The organism is Streptomyces sp. a15, from assembly GCF_059026085.1.
In genome coordinates, this window is sequence record NZ_JBWLKM010000041.1 from 18,146 (window position 1) to 44,392 (window position 26,247).

The window sequence follows — 26,247 nt, forward strand, 5'->3', positions numbered from 1 at the left end:
CTGGCATGTCGGAAGCGGCCAGTAGCCTCAGGCACCATGGGCATTCAGATCGATGTAGTGGCGGGTTACCTGATCAACGATGAGATGGAGAGGGTGCTCGGGTTGGCCGAGGCGGTCGGCGAGCCCGTCACTGTCACGTTCATGTGGGAGGGGCGTGAAGAGGCGGAACGCGCGGTGCTAGTGCCCGCGGCCACGTTGGCGCTCTGGGAGCATTGGGCCCCCACCGCCTACCCGAAGAGTGGCGCTGGGGACGAGAACCGCGCTGTGGCGGAGGAGCCGGAGCTGGCCCACCCAGCGGAATACGGCGCGTTCACACTCTTTCGTCGTCGCGTGGGAGGGCGCACGGCGGTTGCTCGCAAGGGCGTGGTGGTCGCCGAGCTCCTGGACCCCGACGAGGCGCACTGGCTCCAGGAGCAGGCCCGCAATGTCCGCCAAGGCTTCATGGATCCGAAGCAGAAAGCGGCGTTCGAGGAGTTCCTTGCCCGGCAGCCATCCCTAGATGAGCAGTGAGGCGCCGATACATGCTTCGTGGCTTTGTAATTGATCTTCGGGCTCTGGTCCAGGCAGTGGCTGCGGGGCCAGACACCGCTTGTCGGCCGTAGCTGGCAGCACCTGGCACCGAAGTAGAGCGGACCGAGATGTTGCCCTGAGGAGCCAGCGTCAGCCGGGCATCATCGCATGCGTGCGCCGGGGCGGAGGCACAAGCAACTCCTCCTGCTGCCGGCGGACGAGGCTGACTGGTCCAGCAAGCCGCAGAGTTGGACGTCATCGTCAACACGCTGGTGCGGGGCAGGTGGGCCTTGATACTGCCGGGGCTGGGAGGCACGATCTTCCCCACCCGATCTGGCCGGGGTCGGCTCCTGGTCGGCTTGAGGGTTCCGGGGCCTGTCAGTCGGTCGACGGGCCCTGGAAAACGGGGGGCTCCGCGCGGAACGGAACCTCATACACCACTGATACGACACACCCGTGCACAGGTGCCGTGTCGACGTAGCGCACCTTGTACTCCACCGAACCGTCCCGCGGACGGGAACACCGGCCCCGGGCCACGGCCTCCGGGTGCGCGGCGAGCCGGGCCGGCTTGCGGGCCCGCAACTGTGCTTCGTGCCCAGGTCCGTCGGGCACGGCGAGGCCGAGCTCGACGGGATAGCGGCAGGCCGCGTACACGATGAAATCCCGGAGCCGGACGGTGGCGAAGTGCAGTCGGCGGCCGGCTGGGGGACGCGCCCAGGGGCTCTGGGTTATGGCTGTCATGCGGATAGCCGTCCGATGGCTGGAAAGGCTTGGCCGCCCGGAGCCCAGTGACGACTCGACCGCCACTGGGGAGATGCGACTCGATCGCTGTGCAGGGCAACGTCGGCGAGGCCGTCCGCTGAGCTTCATGAGTGCCTGCTTTCGATCCCTGGCGAGCATTTGCCCAGCTCAGAATTCGAAGATGACCTTCGTAGTGTGGTGAGGGCCGTGCAGACACAAGATCGGCGTCGTTTTCACGGGCAGCGCGTCGACCGGGTTCAGGATCCGAAGTGCGACCAAGAGCATTCTCGCGAACAGCGCTGTGGCCTGGGGAGGGCTGGCATCGATCCTGTCCGGTGGGCTACGTTGTGCGGCGATGACTACCGGGACGGCCTTGCGCCACACACGGATTGGTGACCCGGTGCTCTCCTGAGCGCCGTACGGGCCGACGCCGGCCCGCTGTTGGATCGAGGATCCGGCGCTGCTGCGGGGGCTCCGCCTCCTGTCGTGTTGATCACAGCTCGACACGTCAACCACGACAGGAGAACGCATGCCCACCAAGACGCTGCACATTCCCACCGCGGACGGCCAGGCCGACGCTTTCGCCGCCTTCCCCGACGGCGGCGAGCGGCACCCAGGGGTGCTGATGTACGCGGACGGCTTCGGCATCCGGCCCGTGCTGCGGGAGATGGCCCGCGAACTGGCCGGGCACGGGTACTACGTGCTCGTCCCCAACCTCTTCTACCGGCACGGCCCGGCACCGGTGATCGAACTTCCCGAGCACATCGGAGAAGAGGCCCGGCCCCAGGTCATGGCCCAGCTGATGCCCTTGATCGAGGCGCACACCGCCGAACGTGTCCTGAGCGACGCCGACGCCTACCTCAGGTTCCTCACCACCCAGCCCGAGGTCGACGCCGGACCGTTCGCGGTGACCGGCTACTGCATAGGCGGCCTTCTGGCGATGCGCACCGCCGCGGCGCACCCCGGCCAGGTGGCCGCCGTCGCCGCATTCCACGGTCCCGTGGGCGCCGACGGGCCCGACAGCCTCGCCAAGCTCACGGCCCAGGTCCATCTCGGCCACGCCGAAGGTGACATGACGCCCGTGGCCCTCGGCGAGCTCAACCAGGCCCTGGATGCCGCGGGGGTCGGCTACACCTCCGAGATCTACCCCGGCACCGTCCATGGCTTCACCATGTCCGACACCGACGCTTTCAACCCCGCCGCGTTGCAGCGCCATTGGGACCGCCTGCTGCCCCTCCTCGACCGCAACCTGGCCAACAGGTGAGGCTCCGGCTCGGAAACCAAACCTGAAGTACATGGCTTCGGAGTCCTAGCGATGTTTCGAAGCGCGTGGTGAGGGCGGGCGCAGCCCGCTCTCACAGAGCCTTGGTGGCGTAGAGGGGATCGGGCAGACGACGCAGTCGGACAGCACGGCGCGCGGGTACAGGCCCGCCATGGCCGTCATTTCCGCAGCTTGCGGTGCATTGGCGGCGAGCGCGGCGGCCATCGCCGGGTCGACCTGCTTGTGCTGCTTCATCGCGGCGAGGAAGTGCAGGTCGTCCAGGTCCCGGGGGACGCCGATGTCGGCGAGCGTGTCGACCTGCGCCGTCTCCAGTCGGTCGTGCCACGGGTCCAGGTGGGCGCCGGTCTCGCGGTGCAGGTACGCCTCGATCGGGTGAACGTCGTAGCCGAGTTGCCGGGCGTAGGCGACGGTGTGCGTCTGGTACCAGGACGGGCCGGTCGGGCGGGTGCCGTCCGGGGAACTCATCGGCGTGACTGGCCCCCTCACCGGCCGCATGCTCACCGGTAACGCGGACGGCTTCTCGCCTCCGAACGTCTCCTCGGCCCAGGATTTCCTCTCCTGGTACGAACGCTGGCTGGACCACATGCGGGACGGCAAGGACAACGGCGCTCTGGGGCTCATCTCCCCGGCGACCGTCGCAAGCGCCCCTTGGGGCCCCCGGGCCAGGGTCCGGAAAGCTCTGTGGTCGCAAGCCGCAGAGTGTTGAGGCAACGGGACTCGGAACCGAGATCCTCACAGCGCCCTTGTCTCATGAGCCAAGGCGAAGTCTGGAGAAGGACGGCTTCCGGGCCATCGTCTTCGTCCACGCGGGCCGGGTGGTGCTGCGCGCGAGACGCGGTGACGAGTCGGTCGGCGTCGCCGCCCTCGCCGAACGTCTCGGGATCGCCGTCGGCGGCGGTTCGGCGCTGCCACGCGAGGCGCACCGGGTGCTCCAGGAGCGCTTCGGCGTGACGATCCTCGAGGGCTATGGCCTGTCGGAGACGCCTCCCCCGGTGTCCTTCGCGCTGCTCGGCCAGGAGCCACGGGTAGGTTCTATCGGAGTTCCCATCCCAGGCGTGGAGATGAAGTTGGTCAACGACGACTGGTCGCAGGTCAAGGATGACCCCGAAATGATCAGTCGGGGTGGTTTCAACGTCTCCGCGTGAGATCGAGGCCACCGTCCTCAGGAGGGCCGGTGATCCCACCAGCGAGGCGGCCGAGCTCGCGGCCTGAGTTAGGGAGCGACTCGCCTCGTACAAGTACCCGCGCATCGTCGAGTTCGTCGACGTGCTCCCATGAAGGCGACGGGCAGGATCCTCAAAGGGGAGATCCGTTGACTCGTCGGCGCCTTGGAGGTGTCCCTCGCCCCTCTGGTGGACTTCGCATGCTTCGCTTCCCTGGAGAGTTTCCCTGATGGACCTTGCCACGCGCCGCCGCCGGCGGTCGCTGTTTCTCTTCTTCCTGATACCGGGGCTCTCCATCTCGTCCTGGGTGACTCGGACCCCTGACATCAGGGACCGCCTGGACGCCTCTACCGGGGAGATAGGGCTCATCCTCTTCGGTCTCTCGGTTGGATCCATGATCGGAATCCTCTGCTCGGGGACGCTCGTGTCGAGGTTCGGCACCCGACCAGTCATGGGCCTGGGAACGTCGATGGTGGTCGCGAGCACGCTCCTCATCGGCTTCGGGAGCTTGACCACCTCGTCCGTCACTGTCGCGGGCGGACTCTGTGTCATGGGCGCGGGCATGGGAGCGGGAGAGGTCGCGATAAACGTCGACGGAGCCGACGTCGAGCGACTTACGGGCACCACAGTCCTGCCCACGCTGCACGGGTTCTTCAGCCTCGGGACTGTCGTGGGCGCCGCGCTGGGAATGGGAGCCACCGCAGCCGCTCTTCCGGTGCACTGGCACCTCGCCGTGATCACTCTGATGTGCGTTTCCCTGTGCGCGTATGCCCTTCGGGCCGTGCCCGATGGGACAGGACGCAGGCGGCAGGATGACGCCGTCGATGAGGCGAAGGCCGGCACCAGGCCGAAGGTCTGGAAGGACCGACGGCTGGCGCTGATCGGTGCGATCGTCCTGGCGATGGCGCTGGCGGAAGGCGCGGCCAATGACTGGCTGCCCCTTTTGATGGTGGACGGCCACGGACTCGACGCGACGATGGGGTCCGTCGTCTACGTGGGTTTCGCCTCGGCGATGGCCATCGGGCGCTTCAGCGGCGGCTTTCTCCTCGAGCGTTTCAGTCGCCCGGCTGTCGTTCGTGCCAGCGCGGCATCCGCGGCCGTGGGCCTGAGCCTGGTGATCTTCTCTGACAGTCCTCTGCTGGCCGGCATCTCAGTGCTCTTCTGGGGACTCGGTTCCTCACTCGGCTTTCCCCTTACGCTCTCGGCCGCGGGAGACTCCGGGCCGGAATCGGCGGCACGAGTCGGCTTCGCGGCGACCATCGGATACATCGCCTTCCTGGTCGGCCCGCCCGGACTGGGGTTCATCGGCGATCACTACGGTCTGCGGTCGGCCATGCTCGTCGTGCTGGCCTGCGTGGCGGCGAGCTTCTTCATCGCTCCTGCCGTGAAAAGGCCAGCAAACCGCCCCCTCGTGGTTGCAGCCGTCAACTCCACAGACGAGGCGCAGCAGACAGGCAAGGGCACGGAAGACGTATCGCCTTGAGGTTGCTGGTCACGAGGCGGGCCAGGCACCGTCGCGACCATTACGGCCTTCTCGATGCACGCGTCATGACCCGATGATGCCGACGTGTTCGTACGAATCCATCGACCGGAGAAGGCCGACTCCCTTGCGGTGCCTGCCCGCGCCAGCGCAGGACTTCCGGAACGGCGCCCACGTTCGGAGTGTGCTGTTCCAAGGGGCGGGGCAGCAGGCCTCCGCCTCGGCGAGGCGGCGCAGGAGCGTTTTGCGGTGGACGTAGAGGCGTTCCGCTGCGCGGGTTGCGTTGCATGTTCACGGATGAAGGCGAGTACGGCGATGGTGACGTCGGAGCCGGCGGCCTCCAGGTCGCCGAGGGTGCGTTTGACGAAACGGTGCGCACGCTCGGGGTCCTGAGTGAGGAGCGAGACGGCATGGCCGCGGTCGTGGTGCGCAGTTCGTCGGTGTCGGGGTGATCATGCGTCCATACCCCTCGTGTGGCGGCGCTGGCCATCACGGCGAGGGGCGCATGCGCCGCCTCACGTGTGCCAGTTCCTCCGTGACGCGGTCGAGTTCACCCGGGTCCGAGTCAGGGGCGGCGTTCCAGACCACTGCGGTGGTGTGGGGGCCGTCGAGCCGGTAGCCCAGGCGCAGTTGGGCGCGCTGCCGGGTGATCGGCGCGCCGTCGAGGTTGAGTGTCACCGCCTCGCGGCGCTCGGCATGGGTGCCATGGGTCAGCTCGTCGCGTTCGCGCTGCATCTGCGCGGCCGCGTTGACGCGGATGCCACAGTTTTCGCAGTTCGTCGGGGTCTGTCCTGAGGGAGAAGACGATCCTCATCCACCTGTCCCAGGCGACGGCCTGCCCCGCCCGGTAGGAGCCCAGGGCGGACTCGTGCAGGCCTCGGCGTGCCAAGTCACGCGCCTGGGCGAGTTCTTCCGCCTCCAGGTTCGCGGGCACTCGCGCCCCAGGATCCCGGACGTTGGCTGCGGCCCAGCGCAGCAGAGTGGACCCGTTCCTGGGGATCCAGCATGCGCCGGATCGTAGAAGACAGCCCGGTTACAGCGGCAGGAACCGGTGAGCCGACCGTCCCGTCAGAGCGTGGGTTCACTCTGTCCCGCGGCCTCCCACTCCTGGTGGGCGGTGTGGACGCGGTGCCACAGCGCCGCCCGCGCGGGGGCGGTGACGTCGGTCAGGTTCAGATGGAACACGTCGGCGAGTACGTCGTACCAGTCGTCGGCCGAGTCGATGGTCCGCTCGTACGCGCCTTCGGCGTCGATCCGGCGCAGCACACAGCCGCGCAGCATGTCCACGCCCTTGGCGTCACGGAGCTGGGCTTGGAGGACCCGGACGAATCCGGACTCGGGGGAAGTGGACAACCGGTGGTGCTCCGCGGCGAAGGAGGACAGTTCCACGGGCTCCGGCGCGAAGACCATCGCCGTGAAGGCGCCGCGGGGGTCATGGGTGAACCGCCAGCCGCCGGGCACCACCACCGACGGGGCCATCGCGTAGGTGAACGGCCCCTGGGTGTAGGTGCCTTCGCGCAGTGGCAGTGGCTCGTACATTGCGCCGGCGAGCCCGGTGTCGACCAGCCACCGTTCGCCGTCGAGGCCCACGGTGAGCGCGAGATGGTCGCCGCCCGGGCCCTCGGGGTCCTCGACCTCGTCCTGCACCCCGGCCCGGTGCAGGGTCACGTCGTAGCCGAGGGCCGTCAGCAGCGCGGCGAAGGCACCGTTGAGGTGGAAGCAGTAGCCGCCGCGCCCGCGCAGGATCCGGGCCACGGATTCCGCGGCGCCGATGCCCGTAGGCCGTCCCAGTTGGTTGTCGAGGGTCTCGTAGGCGACCCGTTCCACCTGCGCCCGGTGCAGTGCCCACAGCGCTTCGGCCGTCGGGGTCGCCGGCCGGGCCACCCCCAGCACGGCCAGATATCCGTCGACGTCGATCATGCTCCCCCTCACCGTTCGAACGGATGATCAGCCTAGTCGAGACGGGAGACTTGATAGTGGCCGATCAGCCAGCCGTGCTCCACCCGCTGCACCAGGACGGAGAGCTTGACGCCCAGGGTGGGGCGGTCGGTGAAGGAGAAGCCGACGTCCAGATAGCCGAGTACGAGGTCGCCCGCGTACCGTCTGGTCTCGAGGATGCGGTAGTCGGCGGTCAGGCCGAGGGGTTGGGAGCCGTAGTAGTCGGCGCTGCCCTTCCGTCCGACGCTGTAGGGGTGCAGCCCCTGGAAGATCGCGTCCTCGGTGAAGAGGGAGGCGACCCGCTCCGGGGCGTGGGCGTCGACGGCCGCCTTCCACTGGTCGAGGACGCCGCGCAGGACCGTCTGGTCGTCGGTGGTGCCGTTCATGGTGTTCCTCCCGTCGGGCGTTTCAGTGACCCGCGCTCATGCCGCCGTCGACGTGCAGGATCTCGCCGGTGACGAAGAGGGCCGTCTCCAGGTACAGCACGGCGTCGACGATGTCGCTCACCTCGCCCATCCGCCCGACCGGGTGCAGGGCGGCGAGGAACGCGTGGGTCTGGTCTCCTCCGTGTGCATGGCGAGGGACTTCGTGGCGGACTGCAGACCGCCCTTGGTCAGCGAGGCCGGGACGGACGGGACGTTGGAGTCCGCGTTGTCGACCAGGCTGGTGGTGATGCTGACGATGTGGCCGCCGCCCTGGTCGAGCAGATGCGGCACGGCCAGCTGGGTGAGGTGGAAGAAGCCCGAGAGGTTGATGCCGGTCACGGTGGCATAGTCGTCCGCCGTGTAGTCGGTGAAGGGCTTGGCGACGAAGACGCCCGCGTTGTTGACCACGGTGTCGATGCGACCGAACCGCTCGACGGCGGCCGACACGTTCGGCCGTGGCGGGGTCGGCTATGTCGCCCTGGACGGTGACGACGTCGGCGTCGTCCGCCGGCGCGATGGCCCGCGAGGTGGCGACGACGGCGTGACCGAGCTTGCGGTAGCCGTCGCTCCCCGGCGTCTGCGGTGGTCGGCCTGATCGGCCGGTTCCGGAATCGTGCAGCGGATTCCCCGGCGACGCAGATACGCGCGGTTCGCGCGTGCCGAGTACGCCTTGTCGCCACGGACCCGCAGGGGCCGGATGCGGGGCCGGCCCAGCCCGAGGCGAGGAACCCGGATGGCTTCCAGAACGGCCGTGAACTGCGGGCTGTATCCCCGCTGCCCGGCTGTGACCAGCAGCGATAACGGCTTCTGCCCTTGTTCGCAGACCAGCTGAACCTTCGTGGTCCAGCCTCCGCGGGACCTGCCCAGGCCGTGCTCATCGGGTTCGGCCTGGCTGCCGCCCGGCGGCTCCTTCTGGGCCTGCCCGTCACGCCGGGCACCGGCCGCGTGCTGATGAGCCCGGCAGATCGTGGAGTCGACGTTGACCTCCCAGGTGATCAGCCCGGCCGCGTCCGCCCGAGCCTGCAGCCCGGTCAACACCAATGCCCACGTCCTGTCGCGCCGCCATCGGCGGAAGAGCCCGTAGACCGTCTGCCACGGACCGTACTCCGCAGGCAGATCCCGCCACGGAGCACCGGTTGTCACACACCAGCGGATCCCGTCGATCAACCGCCGCCGACATACCGACGGCCTGCCCAACACCGCGACCGGCACCAACGGCCCCAACCGCCCACTGGGTCATCTGAAAGATCCCCTCGCCCCACACCGAGATCATCACGGCACAAGGCGAGACACGGACCCCGGTTCTCAGCACGGCCTAGCCGAACGGCAGGTTCTGGTCGTAGGCGCCGGAGTGCAGCAGATCCCAACGCCGCGCGGCAGCGCCGCTCACGTCCCCGACGGCCGCGGCTGCTCCGGCGGAACCGAGCTCTCGGCAACCGCCATCCACTGGTCCAGGTCGGACTGGGTGAACTCTGCCCACGGTGGGATTCCGGGGAGCTGGCGGAGGAGGTCGTAGGCCTCGGGGATCTGGGCTCCGCGCAGGACCGGGCAGTGGCAGCCGGCGATGACCTCGGCGTTCAGGTGTTGGAAGTCGGTGACGACCGCCCCGAACTTTTGGGCGTCCAGCAGGGCGACCCAGGGGGAGACCAGGCTTCCGCCGAAGAACTGGCCGTCGCGGAATTCGTCTGGCGACAGCGCCGCCATTTCGGGCATAGGGGTCGGCACGTTCGTGGCGAAGGTGTCTACGGCCCACAGGACGTTGGCCTTCGGGTCGAAGAGGGCGCGGGTTGTGGGGTTGTCGAACAGGGGCGGTCGCTTGGCGACCAGGGTGCGATCGCCCGCGTCGATCGTGTCGCCGTCGGTCATGAAGCGGCACCGGTTGATGGGAGTCTCCCACTCCTCGGCCATGCGGCCGATGGAGAACCATGTCGTCAACAGGGTCGCGTTCGGGCATTCCGCGAGGACCGCCAGGAGGTTGCCGGCGTGGTCGCGGTCATCGTGGGTGAGGAAGATCCACCGTACGTCCAGGGGATCCACGACGGACCAGGCTGCCTCCAGCCACTGGGAGCGCACTGCGGGCGCCCCGGTGTCCACGAGGACCGGTTCGGTTCCGCGGATCACCATCGAGTTCATCGGGAAGTGGCCGACCGGCGGGGCCTCAAGGGCCCACGGGATGACGAACGTCTCCTCGGCGATCTTGTACGGCTGCAGAAGGTTGAAACTCTCCATGGTTGTCATCGCTGCTCTCCCTAGGACGGAGTCGCCGCAGCGTCCATGAATCCAGTGCAACCCCGTGCCGGGCTGTCGTCAAACGCAGAACTCGTGACGGTCGGCTTCGGTGAGCGACGAGGGGTGCGCGGTCGGCGCCGGCCGGTCCCGGGCCGTGCTTGGGCGGGCGGCCGTTAACGCCCGTGGGTGCTGTGCGGGACTGTCAAAACACCCCTAGCTGGCTTAGCTAGTACTACGGCATCACGACCGGCTGACACCGCCAGTACCTCCGGCCGGAGAGAGCCCCGGTCGCCTCGGTGGAGGGGCGTGGTTGTTCCCCTACGCCGCGCCATCCCTGCGGGCAGACATGGGCGCCGACGCCGCGGCCGCAGACGGCCCGCTCCCCTGCTGCTTGCCGCGGCGGTCGCCCCCGCTCGCCACCGCCACCCGCCGTGCACGCCGGGTGGCTTACGAAGGTGTGATCCCCGCCTGCCGCTGCTGCCGCACACGCCGCGTCATGACCGCACCGGGGATGGCGACCGCGAGCAGGACTGGGATCGCGGCGGCGATCCCGAACCAGAGGAAGATGGCGAGGTAACCGTCGGCAGCGTTCCCCACGTCCGCGTCCGCCTGTGCAAGGAGGACAAGGCTCACCGCGAACGCAACCACCATGAGGGCCGCGATGATGACTGCGAGCCAGATGAGAATGCCGGCCCATCGTCGGTAGCCGGCGCTGACCCCCCGGGCTTGCAGTGGCGCGTACGCCCAGGGCGCACCGGGCGTCTGGGCCGGGTGAGGGGCTGGCTGCTGGTCAGACATGGGGCCCAGTTCTACTGTGCCCGGCCCCGAAACACCACCCTCACCGCCGCAGTGCGCGCCGCGCCAGGCGTTCCGCAGCCAGTACTCGGCCCATCCGGCCAGTCGGAGCGCTCGACGGTCTCGCGTGAACGGCCGCACTCCACCGGCGTGGAGTCCACGATCCACGAAGCTCCAGGCCAGTTCGTCGTAGACCCTGTGCTCCGCGGACCGGGTATCTGGGCGGGGCGCCTGTGCGGTCGGGTTCATTCGCATCCCCGGAGTTGAGTGCGGTGCGTTACCTCGCCCAGGTCCACCTGATCTCCCGCGAGCGCGAGCCCTGTTCCCGGCGGGAGCGGTACCGGGTGACCGGCACAGGGCCTTCTGCAGCGGTTGATGACGCGGATTGCGTCCCCTGTCGCCCTCCGGGCGCAGGCCCTACACTCCGACGTGACTTCCAACTCCCTTTCCAGACAGGGGGATTCGTGCCCGACAGCACATCCGCCGGAGCCGCGCAGGGTGCCGCCGGCGACGCACGGCTGCTCGCGCTGCGCGCCGAAGTCGAGAAGATCGTCACCGAGGCCCAGATCGGTGCGCGGCGGGCGCAGCGCCGCGCCAAGCTCTGGCACGCGGCCTATCTCAGCCTGGGGTTCCCCGCGGCGGTCCTCGCCGGCATCTCGGGCGCGGCGGGTCTGGCCTCCGCCGGGGCGCGGGTGACCGCGGCCGTCCTGGCTCTCCTGGCCGCCGGGTTCTCGGCCGGGTCGACCTTCCTGCGGGCGGACGCCCGCCACATGACGAACCTTCGCAGACGCTATGCCTGGCAGAATCTGGAGACGCGCGCCAGGCTCGTCCTGGCCTACGACGCCTACGAAGGCGCCGAGCATCTGCACAACGCCCTCCTGGGCCTGCACGAACTGCGCACCGCCGTCCCGTCCAGCGCCCTGGTCCTGGCCGAGCAGCAGGCGCCGTCGTATCAGGCGCCTGTGGGCGTCCCGGCGCCGACGATCCCGACGCAGACGCTTCCGCTGTCCGCGGTCCTGCCGCCGACGGCCACGGCACCGGCGGCACAGCCGCCCGCGCTCCCCCAGCCGTCACCCGTCCCCTCGCCGGAGCCGACCGACCCGGTCGGCTGACGCGCACCCGCCCGGTCCCGAAACCGGTGCCGATCCGGCCGGCCGCCTGGACGTCTTCGGCAGCGTGGACACCCGCCATGCCGGGAGCATCGATGTTCTCGGTCGGAATCTGACCGACCATGGGCCATGTCGTTGCGGGCACTTCAGCGCAGGCAACAACGTGACCTGGAGGCGGTCCGGCAGCACCCTGGTGACGGCTCGGTGAGCACGACCAGGGCGTCGACCTCGACCCGGAACCCGGCGTTGCACTCGTCCGGCTCCCAGGCCTGAAGCAGGTCGAAGAGACGTCGGTCGCCGTCGACCGGCCATGCCCTGGAGGGAGGCACCGGCCGCGTCCGGGTCCTCGTCGGCAGCATTGGCGGGCATTGTGCCGGGTGTGGGCAGGCGGGCGGCCCGTGCGCCGTCGGCGGAGAGCATGAGGCGCCAGGAGCGGCCCTCGGTGGCGGGGAAGTCGACGGCAGCGGGCTTGTGCAGCCAGGCGCTCGTCGTCGCGCAGCAGGTCAACAGGAACTCGTCGACACCGTCGAGGGCCACCTCGTCCGGCAGCGGCTGCGGGCCACCCACGGCGATCTGGGCGTCGTGGTCTGTGGTGTGCACCGCGATCTCCTGGAGCTGGTGGCGACGGCACCGCAGGTCTGCGGCGACTGCGACGTACCCCACCACGTACGGCAACCGCGATCCGGGCCGGCCTCGCGCAGTGCGTCCAGTGGCTGCCGCGTCGATGCGGCCAACCAGGCCGCCAGGGCTTCGCGCTCCGGAGGCGCAGCGTGGGGCGCCCTGCGGCGCGGACTTGGCCGAGGCGGTAGGCCCCGCGGCGAGGTTGCGGTCCAGGAGCGGCGCCCCTCGCCCGGGTACTGGACCAGATCGAACTGGGCGACCTGCTGCCCGCCCTCGGCCATCCCCGAGACCACCCGAACTTCCGGCCGTGGGCGTGGCGAAGACAGTCAGTCAGTCCGTCAGTGCACTGGTCATAGCAATTCCTGGAAGCTGTGGCCCGGATTGGGCGCTCATGCCCTGTTTACGGATTGGAGGAACCTACGAACCTGAGAATTCGCTGAGCATTCGGCGCGCACATTCGTATCTGAGGATGCGCTGCACCCATGCCGGAAGTCCTGCCGACTCCGGAGATGTCCTTGAGAGGGCCTGATGAGACGCAACACGCGAAAAAGATCGAAGACTGCCCGCCGGGCGGTAGGCGCGGCGGCCGCACTGGCCATAGGGGCCGGTGGCCTGGTGGCGGTCAACATCTACGCCTCGGCCGACGAGACGAGCGCGTCCAAGGGCTCTGCCCAGAACCAGGTGCTCGCGGCCGGCACCTCCACCATTGACTGCCCCGACGTCGGCCAGCAGTTGACATCAGTGCCCGCCCAGGCGAAGGCCCAGGTCGACAAGGAACTGGCACTCCTGGACAAGCAGATATCCGAGGCATACCAGCGCCTTTCCACCTCCCAGAAGGCGATTCAGCAGGACCCCAACTTCGCCCAGAACGCGATCGTGGGTCCGCTGAAGGACAAGCGGAAGGCGACGATCGACCGGATCGCCACCGCCATCGGCCGTGTGGCAGCCAAGCCGCAGGGCCTTGACGCTTTGGCGGCCTGCACGCTGCGCGCCACCGGCAACCAGCCCACCCCCGGTCAGGGCGGCAACAACAACCAGGGTGGCAACAACACCAATGCCGGAGGGACCGGCAACGGCCCCGTCGCCGCCGACTTCGTGGACATCACCAAGGTGAAGTCCAATGTGCGAACGCCCGCCAAGTCGGCGAAGGCTTCCAAGGGTGTCTTCGTCAGCAAGTGCGGGGTGAACGCCAACAAGCTCTACAACAGCGACAACGTCATCGTCGCGCCCGGTGTCACCAACGGCGCACACCACGTGCACGATTACGTCGGCAACCAGGACAACGACGCCTTCTCGAGCGACCAGGACTTCGCCAAGGCCGGAACCAGCTGCCAGAACAAGGGCGACAAGTCGTCCTACTACTGGCCGGTGCTGCGCCTGCAGGACGGCACCAAGGAGTTCGACGCCGACAAGCAGGGCGGCGGCGCCGAAGGCAACACGGGCCGGATTCTGACGGCCAAGAAGGCCACCTTGGACTTCGTGGGCAGCCCCCGCGGCAAGGTCGTGGCGATGCCCAAGTTCCTGCGCATCATCACCGGTGACGCCAAGGCGTTCGTCAACGGCACGGCCAACGCCAACGCCTCCTGGAGCTGCACCGGCTTCGAGAACAAGGTGCAGTTGAAGGACAAGTACCCCCTCTGCCCGTCAGGCAGCGACGTGGTGCGCACCTTCAAGTTCCAGAGCTGCTGGGACGGCAGGAACATCGACAGCGCCAACCACCGTACGCACGTGGCCTTCGCTGACGCAGGCGGCAACTGCCCGGCCGGCTTCAAGGCCATTCCGCAGTTGGTGCAGCGTCTCGTGTACGACGTTGACGCGCCCAGCGTCAAGGACAACGGCAAGACCCGTCCGTTCTTCTCGTTGGACAGCTTCCCCGAACAGCAGCACAAGCCGGTCACCGACCACGGTGACTTCATCAACGTCTTCGACGCGAAGCTGATGAACAAGGCGGTCCAGTGCATCAACACCGGACGTAAGTGCAGCTGAGTCCGAGTACCGAGCGGTGGGCGTCGTGCTGACGACGCCCACCGCCCTGAACGGAACACTGTTGGTGATCTTCATCCGCCCGCGGTGAGAACGTGCTGGACCTGGGTCCTCGCCGTCCGCGGTAGCGGCAGTGAGCAGGCCGTGGGGGCGGAACACTGCAGCCGCGCATCCGGGCGGACATGGCCTGCCCGGCCTGGTGCCAAGCACATGGCGTCGCTCCCAGAGCTTGCATCACCCATCGCCGTTGAAGAGCTCCAGTGTCTGCTGACCGAATTGGTGCCTGCACCCGGTACACCTCGGCGAAGGTGCCCTCCCCAGCCTGCGTCATCCGGCGTGTGTCCCGGACGTCACGCTCCGGTCAGGAGTGGCTGACCTCGATGTCGAAGATGCGGACCTCGCCGTAGTTGTCGTCGGCGCACGGCTCGGAGTTGGTGCAGTTGGCCTGCGTGTAGGCGCCTGTCTTGAAGTAGTTGGTGTCGCCGTCGTGGGAGATCGTGGTCTGCAGCCGACCGTTGTAGTACGCCTTGATCTTCCCGTCCTCGGCCACGAGCCTCGCCTCGAACTCGGTGCCCAGCTCGTAGTCGTCGGTGACGAGGTGGTGGTGGCGGTCGTCGCCGTCGGTGACGTAGAGGCTGCTGCCTTCCAGGCGGAAGACGGTGACGTCGTCGTCCCCACCGTGGACCTGCGCGCCGACCAGCCACGGCCGCTCCTCGGGCAACGCCGTGAACGCCTCCCTGACCACGAGGGTGTGGGTGCCGTCCGTGGTGGACCATTCGGCCTCGTCCTCGCCGGTGGGCAGGGTCAGTTTCCAGTTCGTCAGGTCGAGGACCTCGGAGGGGTACGTGCATGCGGCGGCCGCCGGCTTGTGCGCGGCGGAGGTGTCCGCGTGGGCGGGCAACATGAGCGCGGCGGCCGAGACAGCCGCGGTGATGCCGGCCAGTACGACGGTCCGAGTGCTTGGCATGGAGGGTCCCTCCCGGTCGGGGTGTTCGGTGGGTGCCGATGCGTACCGTAGGCGCCTTTGCCGGGAGGGGTCCCGGGACCCTGGCTGCTGCGCATGAGTGCGACTGATGAAGGCTCTGGGTAGACACTGCGTACGGTCCGCCGTACGCAGTACGGTTCGACACATGCGCGCGGCCCTTGGACCATGGCCGTCTGCGTTCGGGACTCGACCGAGGGGGAAGATCCGTGCGTTCCGGGGAGGAGTTCGCCGACCGCTATGTCCTCAAGGAGGTCATCGGCGCGGGGCGCGGCGGGGATGTGTGGCTGGCCCACGACACGGTGGTGGGACAGGACGTCGCGCTGAAACCGGAACGGACGGACGGCGGGGGCGAGACCGCGGTGCGGCGGCTGCTGGGCGAGCCGCGCGCCATGGCCAAGTTCCGGGGTCATCCCCACGTCGTGACCCTGTTCGACATCGTGACCGTGCCGTCGGCCCAGGGCGGGGACGGGGACGGAACAGACACGTACTGGTTCGTCATGGAGTACGTGCCCGGTGGCGGTCTGGACCGGCAGCCGACGGTCTCTCCCGCGCGGGCGGCCCGTATCGGTGCCCAGCTCGCCGACGCGCTGGCCGCTCTGCACGAGGAAGGCATCGTCCACTGCGACGTCAAGCCCGCCAACATCGGCCTCACCCGGCGCGGTGACGCGAAGTTACTGGACTTCGGCGCCGCCTACCGTGCCGGCGGCAGCGAGACCATCACGGTCAACGGCCCGTACAGCTACACCCCGGACTACGCCGCCCCGGAACTGGCCCGGGGTAACGTCCCCCAGCCGGCCTCGGACGTGTTCTGCCTGGCCGCCACCCTGCACGCCCTGGTCACCGGTGTGCCGCCGCGTGGCAGCGAGCCTGTGGAGAACGACGGCCACCCGGAGGAGCCGGACTCCTGGGAGAGCGCCGAGCGGCTGAGGCACTGGCAGGCCGAGCAGGGCGCCGTCGAGATGGACGCCGACGCCGTGGGACCGCTGCACCCCGTGCTCGCCGCCATGCTCCGGCGCGACCCCCGGCAACGCCCCGACGCCACCGAGGTCAAGCGGCTGCTGGAGGACGTCGCCGGAGCCGGTCCGAAAGCCCATCAGGACACCACCACCCCCGACACCGTCACCGTGCGCCGACGCCGGCGCCGGCCACTGGTCGCGGCCGCCCTCGGCGTCGGCGCCGTACTGGCTCTGGGGCTGGTCGTCATCCCCGGCCATGGCGACAGCGACGACGGGAAGGCGGCCACCCCCACACCCGGCCAGAGCCGGCAGGAGGAGACGCAGGCCCTGGTAGGCGATCCGCACACGGCCGACGTGTGCGCCCTGGCCGACCCCGCCGCTCTCGACACGTTCGGCGACGGCGATGTCCGCAAGGACGTGGACTACGGGAACTTCGACCGCTGCGACGTGCTCGTGGGCATCGACGACAAGACCCGCATCGATGTGTCGATCCGGGTCCTCAAGGGCTCGCCGCCCGAGGGGTCCAAGCCCTCCCGCACCGTCGGGCGGATCGGCATCCGCGAGGACGAGGCGGAGAGCGACGAGTGCAAACTGCTGCTGACCGCGGGCGGCGACACCGAGGACACCCTGGTGGAGATCCGCGCCAACATGGGCAAGGGCTCGGTGGTCGGCGGCAAGGCGACGCTGTGCACGGTCGCCAACGAGGCCGCCACGAGCGCGGCCGAGGTCCTCGACCGGGGTCCGGTCCCCCGCCGTTCACCGGCCTACCCACGCAGGTCGCTCGCCTGGGCGAACGCCTGCAAGCTCCTCGACGCCAAGGCGCTGTCCGTCGTTCCCGGCCTCAAGGTCGACGTGCCGGACGTCGGCATCGCGAACTGGAGCTGCGAGTGGTCGAGCGACGTCGACGAACTGGATGCGGAGGTGGGCTTCTTCCGCGACCAGCCCAAGTCGGCTCAGGACGGCACGGCCCTCACGCTCAGCGGATACCGCACCGTCGTCGAACCGAACGACGACGGTGACACCTGCACGGCCTTCGTCGAGGACCACAGGTACAGCGGTCAGGGCGCCGAGACCGCCGCCGAGATGGTGCGCCTCGAAGTCGGCGGTGGGCGGCCCGCGGAGGAGCTCTGCGCGATGGCCAGGAGTCTGGCGGCCTCCGCCGCCACCGAACTCCGCGCGCGATGACACAGGAGGCGTTCGCGCCTCCTCACGGCGCGGAGTCCGGCCAGGCGGTGTCGTCCTCCATCCGGTCCAGATCCGGTGGTACGAGCGTCGTCGACTCCACCAGTCCCTTGATCAGGTTGTGCAGCAGGCGGTTGTCGCCGGGGCGGCCCTCGGACTTGTCGTGCAACAGCGGGTACCTGAAGCCGTCGCGGTCCAGACGGCGGCGTACGGCTTCGACCCGGTGCTCGATCCTGCGCTCGGTCCAGCGCGCGTCCGGGCGGAGGTAGGCGAGCTGCTTGGCAGCGGTGGCGTACGCCAGAGGGCGCGGTTCCTCCTCGTACAGCAGATACCGCTGGCCCAGGACGACCAGCAGCAGCCGTTCGTCGTCGTCGAGGGCCCAGATCTTCGGCGACACGGTCTTGGCGGTGCGTCGCGACACCGGCCCCTGGTCGTCGTGGCCCGAGACGTACAGCTCGACCAGGTGCTCGCGGTAGCCGGAGCCCTTCACGAACAGCGGGGTGTAACCGGTGTCGAGGGGAATCGCCTCCGTGCTGAGGTGCATCATCCCGCCGCGCGGCAGCCGGACGAGCTGCTGCCCGGTGTTGCGCAGCCACCACAGCCCCTGGCGGTACGACAGCTCGCCGTGCTGTCGGCTCACCCCCAGGTCGTCCACACCGACTCCCAGGTCCACGTCCGGCTCCTCACCGCGCCCGAAGCGGAGGGTCAGACCCGGCCTGGGCGGGGCAGTGAGCTCACCGGTGACCGTGCGGGCATGCAGGGTCCCGGGGATGGTGGGCGTGACACCGCGCGCGAGGCTGGCGGAGTAGGGCATCGCTGGTTCCTCGGTTTCTGGGATCGTCGGTGTGTGGGCTTCTCGGCACGCACACGGCGCTCTGACCAGTGTCCGCACCCGCTGCGGGACCCCTCCCCAATCCTGGCCCGTCTTAAAGAGGTTGAGGGGTTGACCCAGCTGGTTCGGCGCCGGCCATGGTCAGTACGCCGGTTTCAGCGCTCCTGCGGGGAGTTTCTTCTCGTCCTCCCGGGCCACGGTGCACAGCACGTGGCGGAACCCTGCTTCCCACTCCTCGTCGGAGGAGGACCAGGCCCACATCTCGTGTCCCTTGCCGCGAGCCCAGTTGACGCCGTACTTCTCGTCGCACAGGTCCGCCGTGTCCACGCTGTCCGACGAGCCGTCGCCCGAGGCCCAGGTCCAGCCGACGACCTGCGTGTGGTGCGGCTCGTCGCAGCTCACCAGGGTCTTGGTGTACGAGCCGTCCTCGTCCTCCTCTTCGTCGAAGCAGTCACCCGGGCCCAGCTGTGTGACGTACACCTCGTCGCCGAACTTCCGGTAGTCGCCGAGCGGGCCGCCGAGGGTGGCGTTCTTCAGGAAGAGCAGGCAGGCCGAGGCGGGCGGCTCGCTCTGCCCCGTCTCGGGTGTGAGGACGGACAGCACCGGGGCGGCCATGGTTGCGCGCAGCTTGGCGGTGCGCCGGGCGCATTCGCTCCGTACGGCCTCAGTGCCGGATGCCGATGCGGTGCTGTCGGCGGCCACGGTCGCGATGACCTGTCCCTCGGGGTCGTCGTCGTGGCAGTCGACGAGCTTCAGGCCGGGCCGCCCCTCGAACTCCCCGTCCTTCCAGTCGGCTTCGACGCACTGGCCCGGTGTGAGCGCCTCGCGCAGCCCCACCTGCCTGCCGTACGGGTACGCGCTGCGGGTCACGGTCGGGGAGGGAGTCGGGGAGGAGGTCGGGGCGGCCTTCGCCCGGACCTCCGAGCCCTGTGCCGCGGCCCCTTCGTCGTGGTAGGCGACGGCCCCCAGCGCGAACCCGCCACCCCCGACCAGCACGGCGGCGAGCGCCAGCAGCGCGGCCGCCAGCCGGCCCGGCACCCGGCGCGCATCGTCCGAGGGGCCACGGCCGGCACCGGCGGCGCCGGAGTCCGTCGCGGCTTCGGCGCCGGCCGAGCCGTCGGGCCGGTCCGCGCGCCCGGGCTCGTCGGAGCCCCGGGTGTGCCCCGATCCCGGTCCGTCGCTCGCCGAGCCGTGCCCCGGTCCGCCGGCCGTGGCGTCTGCCCCGGCCGAGGCAGCGGGAGCACCACGGGTGGTGGCTGCCGCTGCCTCGGCGAGGAGTTCGCGCGCCTGCGCCGCCTGCATGCGCTCCGCGGGATCCTTGGCCAGCAGCCCCATGATCGCCCGGCAGAGTGGGTCGCTCGCCCGTTGCGGCACGTCTGGTTGCGAAGTCAGCGCCGCCATGAGGGCGGCGTCGAGCGTGTCCCGCTCGAAGGGGGCGGTGCCCTCGACGGCGAAGTAGAGGGTGACCCCGAGTGAGAAGAGGTCGGTCGCGGGTGTCGCCTCGCCGCCGGACAGCCGCTCCGGCGCCACGAAGCCCGGGGTGCCGACCACCATGCCGCTCTGGGTGACGCGGGTCTCCCGGGGCCACAGCGAGATGCCGTAGTCCGTGAGCAGGACCCGGCGGTCGGCGGCGCCCGAACGGTCCGGCGCCAGCAGGATGTTGGAGGGCTTCACGTCCCGGTGGATGATGCCGAGCCGGTGCCCGGCGCAGAGCGCGTCGAGCGCGGCCGCGCCGATCCCGGCCACCTCGCCGCTGGGCAGCGGGCCGTGCTCCGTCACCACGGCGCGCAGGTCCCGCGTACCCGGCAGGTACTCCATCACGATCCACGGGCGGTCGTCGTCCTCGACCACGTCGTACACCGTGATCACGTTCGGGTGCTCGCGCAGCTGTGCCGCCTTCAGCGCCTCCTTGTGCCCCCGGGCGGCGGGGTCGCCGCCGGACGGGTCCGGCTCCCGCGGTACGTCGATCTCCTTGACCGCGACCTGGACCCGGAGTTGCTCGTCCTCGGCCAGCCAGACGTCTCCTCCGCCGCCGGACCCCAGCCGCTGCCGCAGCCGGTACCGCCCGGCGACGACCCGTTCATCGCGTGGCACCAACGTCCCCTTCCCTGCCGCGTTTGCGGACCGGCCGCCCAAGGCTCCTTGCGGCCGCCGGCCTCATGCTCACTCGCCTCGCCCGGGAGCCGTCCCGGACCGCTCATCCGCTGAAGGCACGGTCCGCGCCACGCTCACCGGACGACCAGCGGCTTGAACGCGGACCGCACGTCGGACTTGGATTCCGATACGTACTCGCTTGTCGAGTCCGCGGAGGCGAAGATGGACGACGGGCAGCCCGTGCCGTTGATCTGGATCGTGCGGTTGGCGACGAGCTTGCCCGTGCGCAACTCGTACACCTTCACCGGGATCGCGATCTTGTGGAAGGTCACGTCCGAGGCGGCGCCGGAGGACCCGCTCTTGTAGTACGAGCAGGTCTCGACGGAGTTTCCGTAGGTCTGCTCGCCCGCGCAGACCACCAGGACGGCATCGGCGGCGTCGCCCGCCTTCCAGGAGCCGGGGAGCTGCTTGGAGAAGTCGGTGTTGTACTCGTCGTAGGCGTAGAACAGCGCGCGGTTGGTGCCCTTGCCCATGGGCTTGGCGCCGCTGTATTTCGCCGGGCTGGAGCAGTACTCGGGCTGGGAGCCGGACCCGCCCGCGAGCAGACTGCGGACGTCGGCCAGCTCGATGCTCAGCGTGGCCTTCCTGGCGCCCTTGCGGGCCTCGTCCGCGAGAGTGCCGTCGGGGTACCGGTTGAGCAGGCTCTCGTAGTGCTTGCGGGCCGCATCCCAGCTGTCCTCCGCCATGAGATCGTCACCGCAAGCGACGAGCGCGGCGGGCTCGGTCCGTGCAACCGTGTCGGAGGTCCGGTCCAGGACGTCGTTGCTGTGCTTGCGGTCGCGGAGCCAGTCGGTGACGGTGACGGTGTCGCAGGGATCCTTGGCGGGCAGGTCGCGGAGGAATCCGTTCAGGGTCGTCTCGACCGTCTTCTCGTTGCCGGGCTCCGCGAGCACCGAGGCGAGCGTGCCGAAGCCGTCCTCCAGGGCTTCGGTGTCCCCGCCCAGCGCGGTGATCAGCTCGGCCCGGGCCGTCTGGAGTCGCTCGCAGGCCCGTACGGCTTCGTCGCCGCGGGCGGCGAGCGGCGCGTCGGCGATGCGGTGCCCGAACCACACCTCGTCCTGGGCGCTCGACACCCCTGCGCAGTCGCCGCGTTCGCGGGCGTCGGTGACGCTCTGCCCGATGCTGGAGGCGTCGAACCGCAGGAGCCCCGCGGTCAGCAGCACCGGCAGCGTGACGCCGAGCGCGACCAGGCGCTGACGGCGTACCGCGACCCGCTCGCCGCCTCTGCCGGCCAGGTACCACCCGTGGATGATGACGGCCGCCCACCACAGGAGCATGGCGATCTCGTACGACGTCTCTTCGGTCGAGAGGAGCCGGGAGACGAGCACGACGGTGACGGCCACGGAGGCGACGGCGAGTCTCCACCGGCGCATCAGCAGGTAGCCGACGCCGAGCAGGGAGGCGTTGCCCAGGGCGACGGCCAGTGGGTCGTTCGCCCGGCCCCCGTCGGGTGCGGGCACCGGCACGACGGGCTCGGCATACGTCGGGTTGCTCATCCTGATCTCCCCCGGTCGCGAATCGGTTGGGTACCCGGATGGTGCGGCCCCGCTTCCGGGACGGGTCCCGGAAGCGCACCGCCGGCTTCCCTCGGGACCCCTCCCGAGTCCCGCCCGGCACAGTGGACGGAGTCATTTCCCCGCGGGCGAAGGGCGAGTTGATGGCGGAGGAGAGCGTCGAGGTCGTGATCTCGGCGGACGGCACCGTGGAGGTGCATGTCCAAGGGGTCTCGGGCACACGGTGTCTGCAGGACACCGACGAGTTGGTCCGGCTGCTCGGCGGGGATGTGCAGCACCAGGTGCTCACCGAGGAGGCCTACCAGCAGAACGCGGCCGAGGAGCAGGACCGTCTGTGGCAGGGGTGAGCGGCCCGGGCACGCCGTGGCGGCTGCATGCCGTCGTGCCCCGAAGCGCCGCCAACGGTCCGGGGGTTCGGTACGTCGTCTGGAGCCAGGGGTGCGCTCTGGGCTGCCCGGGGTGCTTCAATCCCGAGACCCACTCGGCGGCGGGCTCCGCTCTGGTGCGCACGGCCGGCGAGGTGGCCGAGGAGGCGCTGGCCGACGCGGCGCACCTCGAGGGCGTCACCCTGACCGGCGGCGAGCCGCTGGAGCAGCCTGCCGCGGTCGCCGCGTTCTGCGCCGAACTACGGGCCCGCAGCGGGCTGTCGGTGATCGTGCTGACCGGGTTCACCCGCGCCGAGATCGAGACGGACCCGGCACGGTCGGCGGCCGTCGCCGACGCCGATCTGGTGATCGCCGGACGCTACAACGCGCGGCTGCGGCTGGCCCGGGGGCTGCGCGGCTCGTCGAACAAGGAGTACTGGACGCGCACCGGGCGCTACACGGCTAACGACCTGGCCGCCGTACCGGAGTTGGAGATCACCGTCGCGGACGACGCGACGCTCACATTCACCGGCATGGCCGCGCCGGGAGGGGAGTTCTTCGGTGGGCACCACGGGCATCGCTGACGAGATCCGGCTGTATCTGCGCGCCCGGGTGGCGCTGATCGTGCTGGTCACGGTCGAGGAGCAGCGCGCCCTGGACGTACTGGACCAGGTACGGCGGGACCGGGACCCCTCGTCCGACCTGGTCACCTGGGACATCGCCGACGGCATGCAGTCCGCGGCGGGGCGGCAGCTGCCCGAGGTCAAGCAGGGCAACCCCGTGGACGCGCTGACGAAGATCCAGGAGCTGGCGCAGAAGGAGCCGCGCCGCCGCGACCTGTATGTGCTCAAGGACTTCCACGCCTTCTGGGAGCGCGACCCGGCGGTACGCCGGCGCCTGCGCAACCTCGCCCACAAGCTCGTCTTCACCGGCTCCTCCCTGATCGTGACCACCCCGGTGCGCACCCTCCCCGTGGAGCTGGGCGACGACGCCGTGGTGGTGGAGATGCCGCTGCCCGAGGCCGACGCCCTGCGCCGCGAACTCGACCACCTCATCGACAGCACCAAGGGCGTGAAGTCCACGCTCACCCCGGCGGGCCGCAGCCGCCTGGCGCAGGCCGCCCTGGGTCTGACCGCCGCCCAGGCCCGCCGGGCCTTCGCCAAGGCCATCGTGCGCGACGAGGTGCTCGACGACCGCGACATCGAGGCCGTGCTGGCAGAGAAGAAGGCCGTCATCCGGGAGAACGAGGCCCTGGAGTTCTACGGCGCCGAGGAGAGCCCCGACGACCTGGGCGGCCTTGACGTGCTCAAGGAGTGGCTGCGGCTGCGCGAGCGAGCCTTCGGCGACGCCGCCCGCGAGTTCCGCCTGCCGGCGCCCAAGGGCATCGCGCTCATCGGCATCCCCGGCACCGGCAAGAGCCTCACCGCGAAGATGATCGGCGGACTGTGGCGGCTGCCGCTGCTGCGCCTGGACGTCGGCGCGCTGTTCGGCTCGCTGGTCGGCGAGTCGGAGGAACGGGTACGGCGGGCGCTGCGGCTGGCGGAGACCGTCTCCCCGTGTGTGCTGTGGATCGACGAGGTGGAAAAGGCGCTGGCGTCCGGCGGCCACGACGGGGGCACCTCGCAGCGCGTGTTCGGCACGGTCCTGACCTGGATGCAGGAGAAGACCGCTCCGGTGTTCGTGGTGGCCACCGCCAACGACGTCAGCGCGCTGCCCCCGGAGACGCTGCGCCGCGGCCGGTTCGACGAGGTGTTCTTCCTCGACCTGCCCACCGAGGAGGAACGCCGCGAGATCATCACCGTCCATCTGCGCAAGCGCGGCCGCAAGCCGGAGATGTTCGACGTGCACCAACTGGCCCGGGACTGCGATGGGTTCGTCGGCGCCGAGCTGGAACAGGTCGTCGTGGACGCGATGTACGAGGCATTCGCCGAGGAACGCGACATCGCCACCGACGACATCGCCCGCGCCACCGCCCGTACCGTGCCGCTGAGCCGCTCCCAGCGCGAGGTCATCGAGGACCTGCGCGCCTGGCTGCGCGAGGGCCGCGCCCAGTCGGCCTCCTTCGCGGGGGCGGCGCAGGCGGCCGAGCACCAGGTGCCGGTGCTGGAGGTGTAGCGGGGTGGCACGGCTGACGGAGGACGACGCGGCCCGGCTGCTGCGGCGGGCCGTGCGGCGGCGGGCGGACGGCTCTCAGGGGATGCGGGCCCGGCGGGCATGGCGGCGGCTGGGACGGGCGTGCGCCGCCGGGGACGCGGCGGCCCAGGAGGCCGTACGAACAGCGGAGTTGACGGACCCGGAGGTGCTGGAGCTGCTGGCGGCGGCACCGGCGGAGCCCGCCGACCGGGCGGCCTGGCTGACGTTGCTCGGGCAGCGGGAGCAACGGCAGGCCCTGGACCCGGACGGGACGCTGCTGGGGCTGGCGTACTGGGCGGCGACGGTGGAGACCCGCGGACGGCTGCGCGCGGTCCTGGCCGCCGAGGGGGACGGGGAGGCCGTACGCGCCGTCGTCGGCGCGGAACAACGCGACCGCGTCGCCGCCATGTCGTACGAGGAGCTGGACCACCTCGGACGCCGGCTCGCCGAGCACGGCCGCTACGACGAACTGCGCCGGCTCGCCCTCGACCTGCCTCTGGCCAAGGCCGTCGCCACGGCCCGGCTGCTGCCGGCGGGCGAGCGCGCCGAGGACTCGGGCAGCGGCCTCGCCGCGCTCGCCGCCTGCTCACCGCAGCAGCTGCGCGCCGCACAGGCGAGGCTGCCGCACCGGACGGTGATCCGCCACCGCAAGGGATCGGCGCAGGTCTCCTTCTCACCCGACCAGGCCGAACTCGCGATCAGCACCACGGAACTGCCGCCCGAGACGGTGATCCCCAGGGTCCTGACGGAGACGGTCCAGCTCGTGGCCGGCGAAACCGCCCTCCGCCATCGATCGCAGGGGCGGACTCCGGTGCACGTCCACTCGATCCTGCATCTGGGCGACGAGATCCTCCGCATGGAGTCGCCGTTGGCGTATCCGGGCGACGCCGTCAGCCGCGTCTGGCCCCGGCACGAGAGCATTCCCGTCCAAGGGCCGGAGATCCTCTCGGAGTTGGGACGCGCGAGCACGGGCGCCGTCGCGGTGACCGTGTCCGGGCTCGTCTTCGTCGACCGGGAAGCCGTCCGGCGGCGCCATGTGACGGTTCCCCGGATCACCGAGGTGATCGACACGTACGTCGCACGTCACGGGCCCCGTGACAGGGACATGTGGTGCGACCTCTCGACGCTGCCGGAGCACGGTCTGCTGGCCGTCAGCCTCGCGGACCACGTCCTCGTCCTGGACGAGGCCGGAACCGTGCTCCATGTCGAGCAGCGGGAGGTGTACGTGTCGACCTTTCTCGCACCGGACCGCCTGGCGGTCATCCCCGAGGTCCCGTACCCGCAGGAGCAGCGCTATGAGATCTGGCCCCTCGGGGAGTCCGGTCCGGCTCGGCGCGAGAAGGGAAGTCCCAGGAGCTGGGCGGCACTTGACGAGCTGCGGGGGTTCGTGCTGGACGCCGAATTCGCCTACTGGATCGTGGGGCCCGGCTACGAGGCCCTGCGCGACGGCGCAGCACCGGAGTCGCTGAGGAACGGGGACAGGACGCTGCTCGGGGTATCCCCCTACGGGGACATGTTCGTCACCTCGCGGCTCGAGAAGCCCCTGCCCCTTCGCCGCTACGAGGGCGACCGCCGGTCCCGGTGCTGGGGACGACTCGAAGTGCACAGCCCGTATCTGCCCGCCGCGCGCGAAGCCCTCGAACAGCCGTTGCTGCACGCCACTCCGCGGCAGTGGCACCACGTACGGCAGCTGCGTACGAAGATCGGCGATCCCGCGGTGCGGCAGGCGCTCGCTCTGCTGGAGCACACGCTCGCCGACCGGTTCGGCGCGGACATCGCCCTCGGCGACGGCCCCGCGGTCACGGCCGGCCCGCACGACCTCGCCCTCGACCCGGACCGGACGGAGTGAG

At 70.1% G+C, this 26,247-nt stretch carries 26 protein-coding genes and 3 pseudogenes; 14 read left to right on the forward strand and 15 right to left on the reverse strand.

Annotation, left to right across the window (positions count from 1 at the left end):
• Positions 1–36 precede the first annotated feature (36 nt).
• Entirely contained in the window at positions 37–510 is a 474-nt protein-coding gene (locus AC5P09_RS31900) for a hypothetical protein (protein ID WP_493877205.1), read from the forward strand.
• A 378-nt stretch (positions 511–888) separates the two neighbouring features.
• Here AC5P09_RS31900 and AC5P09_RS31905 read toward each other — a convergent pair whose 3' ends face one another.
• Positions 889–1,251, reverse strand: a complete 363-nt coding sequence (locus tag AC5P09_RS31905; protein ID WP_493877206.1) for a hypothetical protein — start codon at positions 1,249–1,251, stop codon at positions 889–891.
• Between the two features lie 529 nt (positions 1,252–1,780).
• Between AC5P09_RS31905 and AC5P09_RS31910 the strand changes: the two genes are divergently transcribed.
• On the forward strand, positions 1,781–2,515 hold the full coding sequence (locus tag AC5P09_RS31910; RefSeq protein ID WP_493877207.1) for a dienelactone hydrolase family protein: 735 nt from the start codon (positions 1,781–1,783) through the stop codon (positions 2,513–2,515).
• 45 nt (positions 2,516–2,560) lie between these two features.
• Here the strand turns inward: AC5P09_RS31910 and AC5P09_RS31915 are convergent, their stop codons facing one another.
• Positions 2,561–2,998, reverse strand: coding sequence for a hypothetical protein (locus tag AC5P09_RS31915; RefSeq protein ID WP_493877208.1), 438 nt, complete (start codon positions 2,996–2,998; stop codon positions 2,561–2,563).
• A gap of 4 nt (positions 2,999–3,002) precedes the next feature.
• On the opposite strand from AC5P09_RS31915, the gene AC5P09_RS31920 reads away from it, so the two are divergent.
• From AC5P09_RS31920 to AC5P09_RS31930, 3 genes are all read left to right on the forward strand, one after another.
• Complete coding sequence (locus AC5P09_RS31920) at positions 3,003–3,239, forward strand: hypothetical protein (protein ID WP_493877209.1); 237 nt, start codon at positions 3,003–3,005, stop codon at positions 3,237–3,239.
• A 37-nt stretch (positions 3,240–3,276) separates the two neighbouring features.
• Complete coding sequence (locus AC5P09_RS31925) at positions 3,277–3,678, forward strand: AMP-binding protein (RefSeq protein ID WP_493877210.1); 402 nt, start codon at positions 3,277–3,279, stop codon at positions 3,676–3,678.
• Between the two features lie 247 nt (positions 3,679–3,925).
• Complete coding sequence (locus AC5P09_RS31930; protein ID WP_493877211.1) at positions 3,926–5,179, forward strand: MFS transporter; 1,254 nt, start codon at positions 3,926–3,928, stop codon at positions 5,177–5,179.
• Between the two features lie 63 nt (positions 5,180–5,242).
• On the opposite strand, the pseudogene AC5P09_RS31935 reads toward AC5P09_RS31930, so the two are convergent.
• Positions 5,243–5,419 (reverse strand): annotated as a pseudogene (locus AC5P09_RS31935) (hypothetical protein); the annotation flags it as partial.
• 44 nt (positions 5,420–5,463) lie between these two features.
• On the opposite strand from AC5P09_RS31935, the gene AC5P09_RS31940 reads away from it, so the two are divergent.
• Positions 5,464–5,628 carry a hypothetical protein gene (locus AC5P09_RS31940; RefSeq protein WP_493877212.1) on the forward strand — a complete coding sequence of 55 codons (165 nt, stop codon included), beginning with the start codon at positions 5,464–5,466 and terminating at the stop codon, positions 5,626–5,628.
• A 37-nt stretch (positions 5,629–5,665) separates the two neighbouring features.
• On the opposite strand, the gene AC5P09_RS31945 is transcribed toward AC5P09_RS31940, so the two are convergent.
• The 7 genes and pseudogenes from AC5P09_RS31945 to AC5P09_RS31975 all read right to left on the reverse strand — a co-directional run bounded on the left by AC5P09_RS31945 (position 5,666) and on the right by AC5P09_RS31975 (position 10,566).
• Positions 5,666–5,911 (reverse strand): hypothetical protein, encoded by a 246-nt coding sequence (locus AC5P09_RS31945; RefSeq protein WP_493877213.1) that lies wholly within the window; start codon positions 5,909–5,911, stop codon positions 5,666–5,668.
• Positions 5,912–6,244: 333 nt separating this feature from the next.
• Positions 6,245–7,096, reverse strand: coding sequence for an arylamine N-acetyltransferase family protein (locus AC5P09_RS31950; protein WP_493877214.1), 852 nt, complete (start codon positions 7,094–7,096; stop codon positions 6,245–6,247).
• Between the two features lie 32 nt (positions 7,097–7,128).
• A complete protein-coding gene (locus AC5P09_RS31955; RefSeq protein ID WP_493877215.1) occupies positions 7,129–7,500 on the reverse strand; it encodes a nuclear transport factor 2 family protein in 372 nt (123 codons plus the stop codon).
• 22 nt (positions 7,501–7,522) lie between these two features.
• A pseudogene (locus tag AC5P09_RS31960) lies at positions 7,523–8,104 on the reverse strand (SDR family NAD(P)-dependent oxidoreductase); the annotation flags it as partial.
• Complete coding sequence (locus AC5P09_RS31965; protein WP_493877216.1) at positions 8,008–8,751, reverse strand: IS5 family transposase; 744 nt, start codon at positions 8,749–8,751, stop codon at positions 8,008–8,010. The gene AC5P09_RS31965 and the pseudogene AC5P09_RS31960, both read right to left, overlap by 97 nt.
• A gap of 174 nt (positions 8,752–8,925) precedes the next feature.
• Positions 8,926–9,777: an MBL fold metallo-hydrolase gene (locus AC5P09_RS31970; RefSeq protein ID WP_493877217.1), complete on the reverse strand. Its 852-nt coding sequence runs from the start codon at positions 9,775–9,777 to the stop codon at positions 8,926–8,928.
• Positions 9,778–10,215: 438 nt separating this feature from the next.
• Positions 10,216–10,566, reverse strand: a complete 351-nt coding sequence (locus tag AC5P09_RS31975; RefSeq protein WP_493877218.1) for a hypothetical protein — start codon at positions 10,564–10,566, stop codon at positions 10,216–10,218.
• Positions 10,567–10,832: 266 nt separating this feature from the next.
• Here AC5P09_RS31975 and AC5P09_RS31980 point away from each other — a divergent pair.
• Together AC5P09_RS31980 and AC5P09_RS31985 are read left to right on the forward strand one after the other, a co-directional pair.
• Positions 10,833–10,917 (forward strand): annotated as a pseudogene (locus AC5P09_RS31980) (MarR family transcriptional regulator); the annotation flags it as partial.
• Between the two features lie 110 nt (positions 10,918–11,027).
• Complete coding sequence (locus AC5P09_RS31985; protein WP_493877256.1) at positions 11,028–11,675, forward strand: hypothetical protein; 648 nt, start codon at positions 11,028–11,030, stop codon at positions 11,673–11,675.
• 500 nt (positions 11,676–12,175) lie between these two features.
• On the opposite strand, the gene AC5P09_RS31990 is transcribed toward AC5P09_RS31985, so the two are convergent.
• On the reverse strand, positions 12,176–12,574 hold the full coding sequence (locus AC5P09_RS31990) for a maleylpyruvate isomerase N-terminal domain-containing protein (protein WP_493877219.1): 399 nt from the start codon (positions 12,572–12,574) through the stop codon (positions 12,176–12,178).
• A 247-nt stretch (positions 12,575–12,821) separates the two neighbouring features.
• Between AC5P09_RS31990 and AC5P09_RS31995 the strand changes: the two genes are divergently transcribed.
• Positions 12,822–14,279 (forward strand): DUF1996 domain-containing protein, encoded by a 1,458-nt coding sequence (locus tag AC5P09_RS31995; RefSeq protein ID WP_493877220.1) that lies wholly within the window; start codon positions 12,822–12,824, stop codon positions 14,277–14,279.
• A gap of 358 nt (positions 14,280–14,637) precedes the next feature.
• Here the strand turns inward: AC5P09_RS31995 and AC5P09_RS32000 are convergent, their stop codons facing one another.
• The gene (locus tag AC5P09_RS32000; protein WP_493877221.1) at positions 14,638–15,243 is read right to left on the reverse strand and encodes a polysaccharide lyase family 7 protein; all 606 of its coding nucleotides are present in this window, start codon (positions 15,241–15,243) and stop codon (positions 14,638–14,640) included.
• A gap of 224 nt (positions 15,244–15,467) precedes the next feature.
• Here AC5P09_RS32000 and AC5P09_RS32005 point away from each other — a divergent pair, with 224 nt between their 5' ends.
• On the forward strand, positions 15,468–17,402 hold the full coding sequence (locus AC5P09_RS32005) for a serine/threonine-protein kinase (RefSeq protein ID WP_493877222.1): 1,935 nt from the start codon (positions 15,468–15,470) through the stop codon (positions 17,400–17,402).
• A 22-nt stretch (positions 17,403–17,424) separates the two neighbouring features.
• Here AC5P09_RS32005 and AC5P09_RS32010 read toward each other — a convergent pair whose 3' ends face one another.
• The 3 genes from AC5P09_RS32010 to AC5P09_RS32020 all read right to left on the reverse strand — a co-directional run bounded on the left by AC5P09_RS32010 (position 17,425) and on the right by AC5P09_RS32020 (position 21,881).
• Positions 17,425–18,213: an FHA domain-containing protein gene (locus AC5P09_RS32010; protein WP_493877223.1), complete on the reverse strand. Its 789-nt coding sequence runs from the start codon at positions 18,211–18,213 to the stop codon at positions 17,425–17,427.
• A gap of 159 nt (positions 18,214–18,372) precedes the next feature.
• Positions 18,373–20,325 carry a serine/threonine-protein kinase gene (locus AC5P09_RS32015; RefSeq protein ID WP_493877224.1) on the reverse strand — a complete coding sequence of 651 codons (1,953 nt, stop codon included), beginning with the start codon at positions 20,323–20,325 and terminating at the stop codon, positions 18,373–18,375.
• A 134-nt stretch (positions 20,326–20,459) separates the two neighbouring features.
• Positions 20,460–21,881: a tetratricopeptide repeat protein gene (locus AC5P09_RS32020; RefSeq protein ID WP_493877225.1), complete on the reverse strand. Its 1,422-nt coding sequence runs from the start codon at positions 21,879–21,881 to the stop codon at positions 20,460–20,462.
• A 161-nt stretch (positions 21,882–22,042) separates the two neighbouring features.
• Here AC5P09_RS32020 and AC5P09_RS32025 point away from each other — a divergent pair, with 161 nt between their 5' ends.
• Genes AC5P09_RS32025 through AC5P09_RS32040 form a run of 4 tightly spaced genes read left to right on the forward strand, consistent with a single transcriptional unit; the run spans position 22,043 to position 26,246 of the window.
• Complete coding sequence (locus tag AC5P09_RS32025) at positions 22,043–22,246, forward strand: DUF2997 domain-containing protein (protein WP_493877226.1); 204 nt, start codon at positions 22,043–22,045, stop codon at positions 22,244–22,246.
• Entirely contained in the window at positions 22,234–22,848 is a 615-nt protein-coding gene (locus AC5P09_RS32030) for a 4Fe-4S cluster-binding domain-containing protein (RefSeq protein ID WP_493877227.1), read from the forward strand. The genes AC5P09_RS32025 and AC5P09_RS32030 overlap by 13 nt, the downstream gene beginning before the upstream one ends.
• Entirely contained in the window at positions 22,826–24,379 is a 1,554-nt protein-coding gene (locus AC5P09_RS32035; RefSeq protein ID WP_493877228.1) for an AAA family ATPase, read from the forward strand. Before AC5P09_RS32030 ends, AC5P09_RS32035 begins: the two co-directional genes overlap by 23 nt.
• Positions 24,380–24,383: 4 nt before the next feature.
• A complete protein-coding gene (locus AC5P09_RS32040; protein ID WP_493877229.1) occupies positions 24,384–26,246 on the forward strand; it encodes a hypothetical protein in 1,863 nt (620 codons plus the stop codon).
• The last annotated feature ends 1 nt before the right edge of the window (position 26,247 follow it).

What these genes read in the sequence shown, in the direction of transcription:
- AC5P09_RS31915 (WP_493877208.1), bottom strand. Translation starts at nt 2,998, where the DNA reads ATGAGTTCCCCGGACGGCACCCGCCCGACCGGCCCGTCCTGGTACCAG.
- AC5P09_RS31995 (WP_493877220.1), top strand. Translation starts at nt 12,822, where the DNA reads ATGAGACGCAACACGCGAAAAAGATCGAAGACTGCCCGCCGGGCGGTA.
- AC5P09_RS31900 (WP_493877205.1), top strand. Translation starts at nt 37, where the DNA reads ATGGGCATTCAGATCGATGTAGTGGCGGGTTACCTGATCAACGATGAG.
- AC5P09_RS32000 (WP_493877221.1), bottom strand. Translation starts at nt 15,243, where the DNA reads ATGCCAAGCACTCGGACCGTCGTACTGGCCGGCATCACCGCGGCTGTC.
- AC5P09_RS31905 (WP_493877206.1), bottom strand. Translation starts at nt 1,251, where the DNA reads ATGACAGCCATAACCCAGAGCCCCTGGGCGCGTCCCCCAGCCGGCCGC.
- AC5P09_RS32010 (WP_493877223.1), bottom strand. Translation starts at nt 18,213, where the DNA reads ATGCCCTACTCCGCCAGCCTCGCGCGCGGTGTCACGCCCACCATCCCC.
- AC5P09_RS31945 (WP_493877213.1), bottom strand. Translation starts at nt 5,911, where the DNA reads ATGCAGCGCGAACGCGACGAGCTGACCCATGGCACCCATGCCGAGCGC.
- AC5P09_RS31955 (WP_493877215.1), bottom strand. Translation starts at nt 7,500, where the DNA reads ATGAACGGCACCACCGACGACCAGACGGTCCTGCGCGGCGTCCTCGAC.
- AC5P09_RS31975 (WP_493877218.1), bottom strand. Translation starts at nt 10,566, where the DNA reads ATGTCTGACCAGCAGCCAGCCCCTCACCCGGCCCAGACGCCCGGTGCG.
- AC5P09_RS32020 (WP_493877225.1), bottom strand. Translation starts at nt 21,881, where the DNA reads ATGAGCAACCCGACGTATGCCGAGCCCGTCGTGCCGGTGCCCGCACCC.
- AC5P09_RS31950 (WP_493877214.1), bottom strand. Translation starts at nt 7,096, where the DNA reads ATGATCGACGTCGACGGATATCTGGCCGTGCTGGGGGTGGCCCGGCCG.
- AC5P09_RS31990 (WP_493877219.1), bottom strand. Translation starts at nt 12,574, where the DNA reads ATGGCCGAGGGCGGGCAGCAGGTCGCCCAGTTCGATCTGGTCCAGTAC.
- AC5P09_RS31940 (WP_493877212.1), top strand. Translation starts at nt 5,464, where the DNA reads ATGTTCACGGATGAAGGCGAGTACGGCGATGGTGACGTCGGAGCCGGC.
- AC5P09_RS31970 (WP_493877217.1), bottom strand. Translation starts at nt 9,777, where the DNA reads ATGACAACCATGGAGAGTTTCAACCTTCTGCAGCCGTACAAGATCGCC.
- AC5P09_RS31930 (WP_493877211.1), top strand. Translation starts at nt 3,926, where the DNA reads ATGGACCTTGCCACGCGCCGCCGCCGGCGGTCGCTGTTTCTCTTCTTC.
- AC5P09_RS32025 (WP_493877226.1), top strand. Translation starts at nt 22,043, where the DNA reads ATGGCGGAGGAGAGCGTCGAGGTCGTGATCTCGGCGGACGGCACCGTG.
- AC5P09_RS31910 (WP_493877207.1), top strand. Translation starts at nt 1,781, where the DNA reads ATGCCCACCAAGACGCTGCACATTCCCACCGCGGACGGCCAGGCCGAC.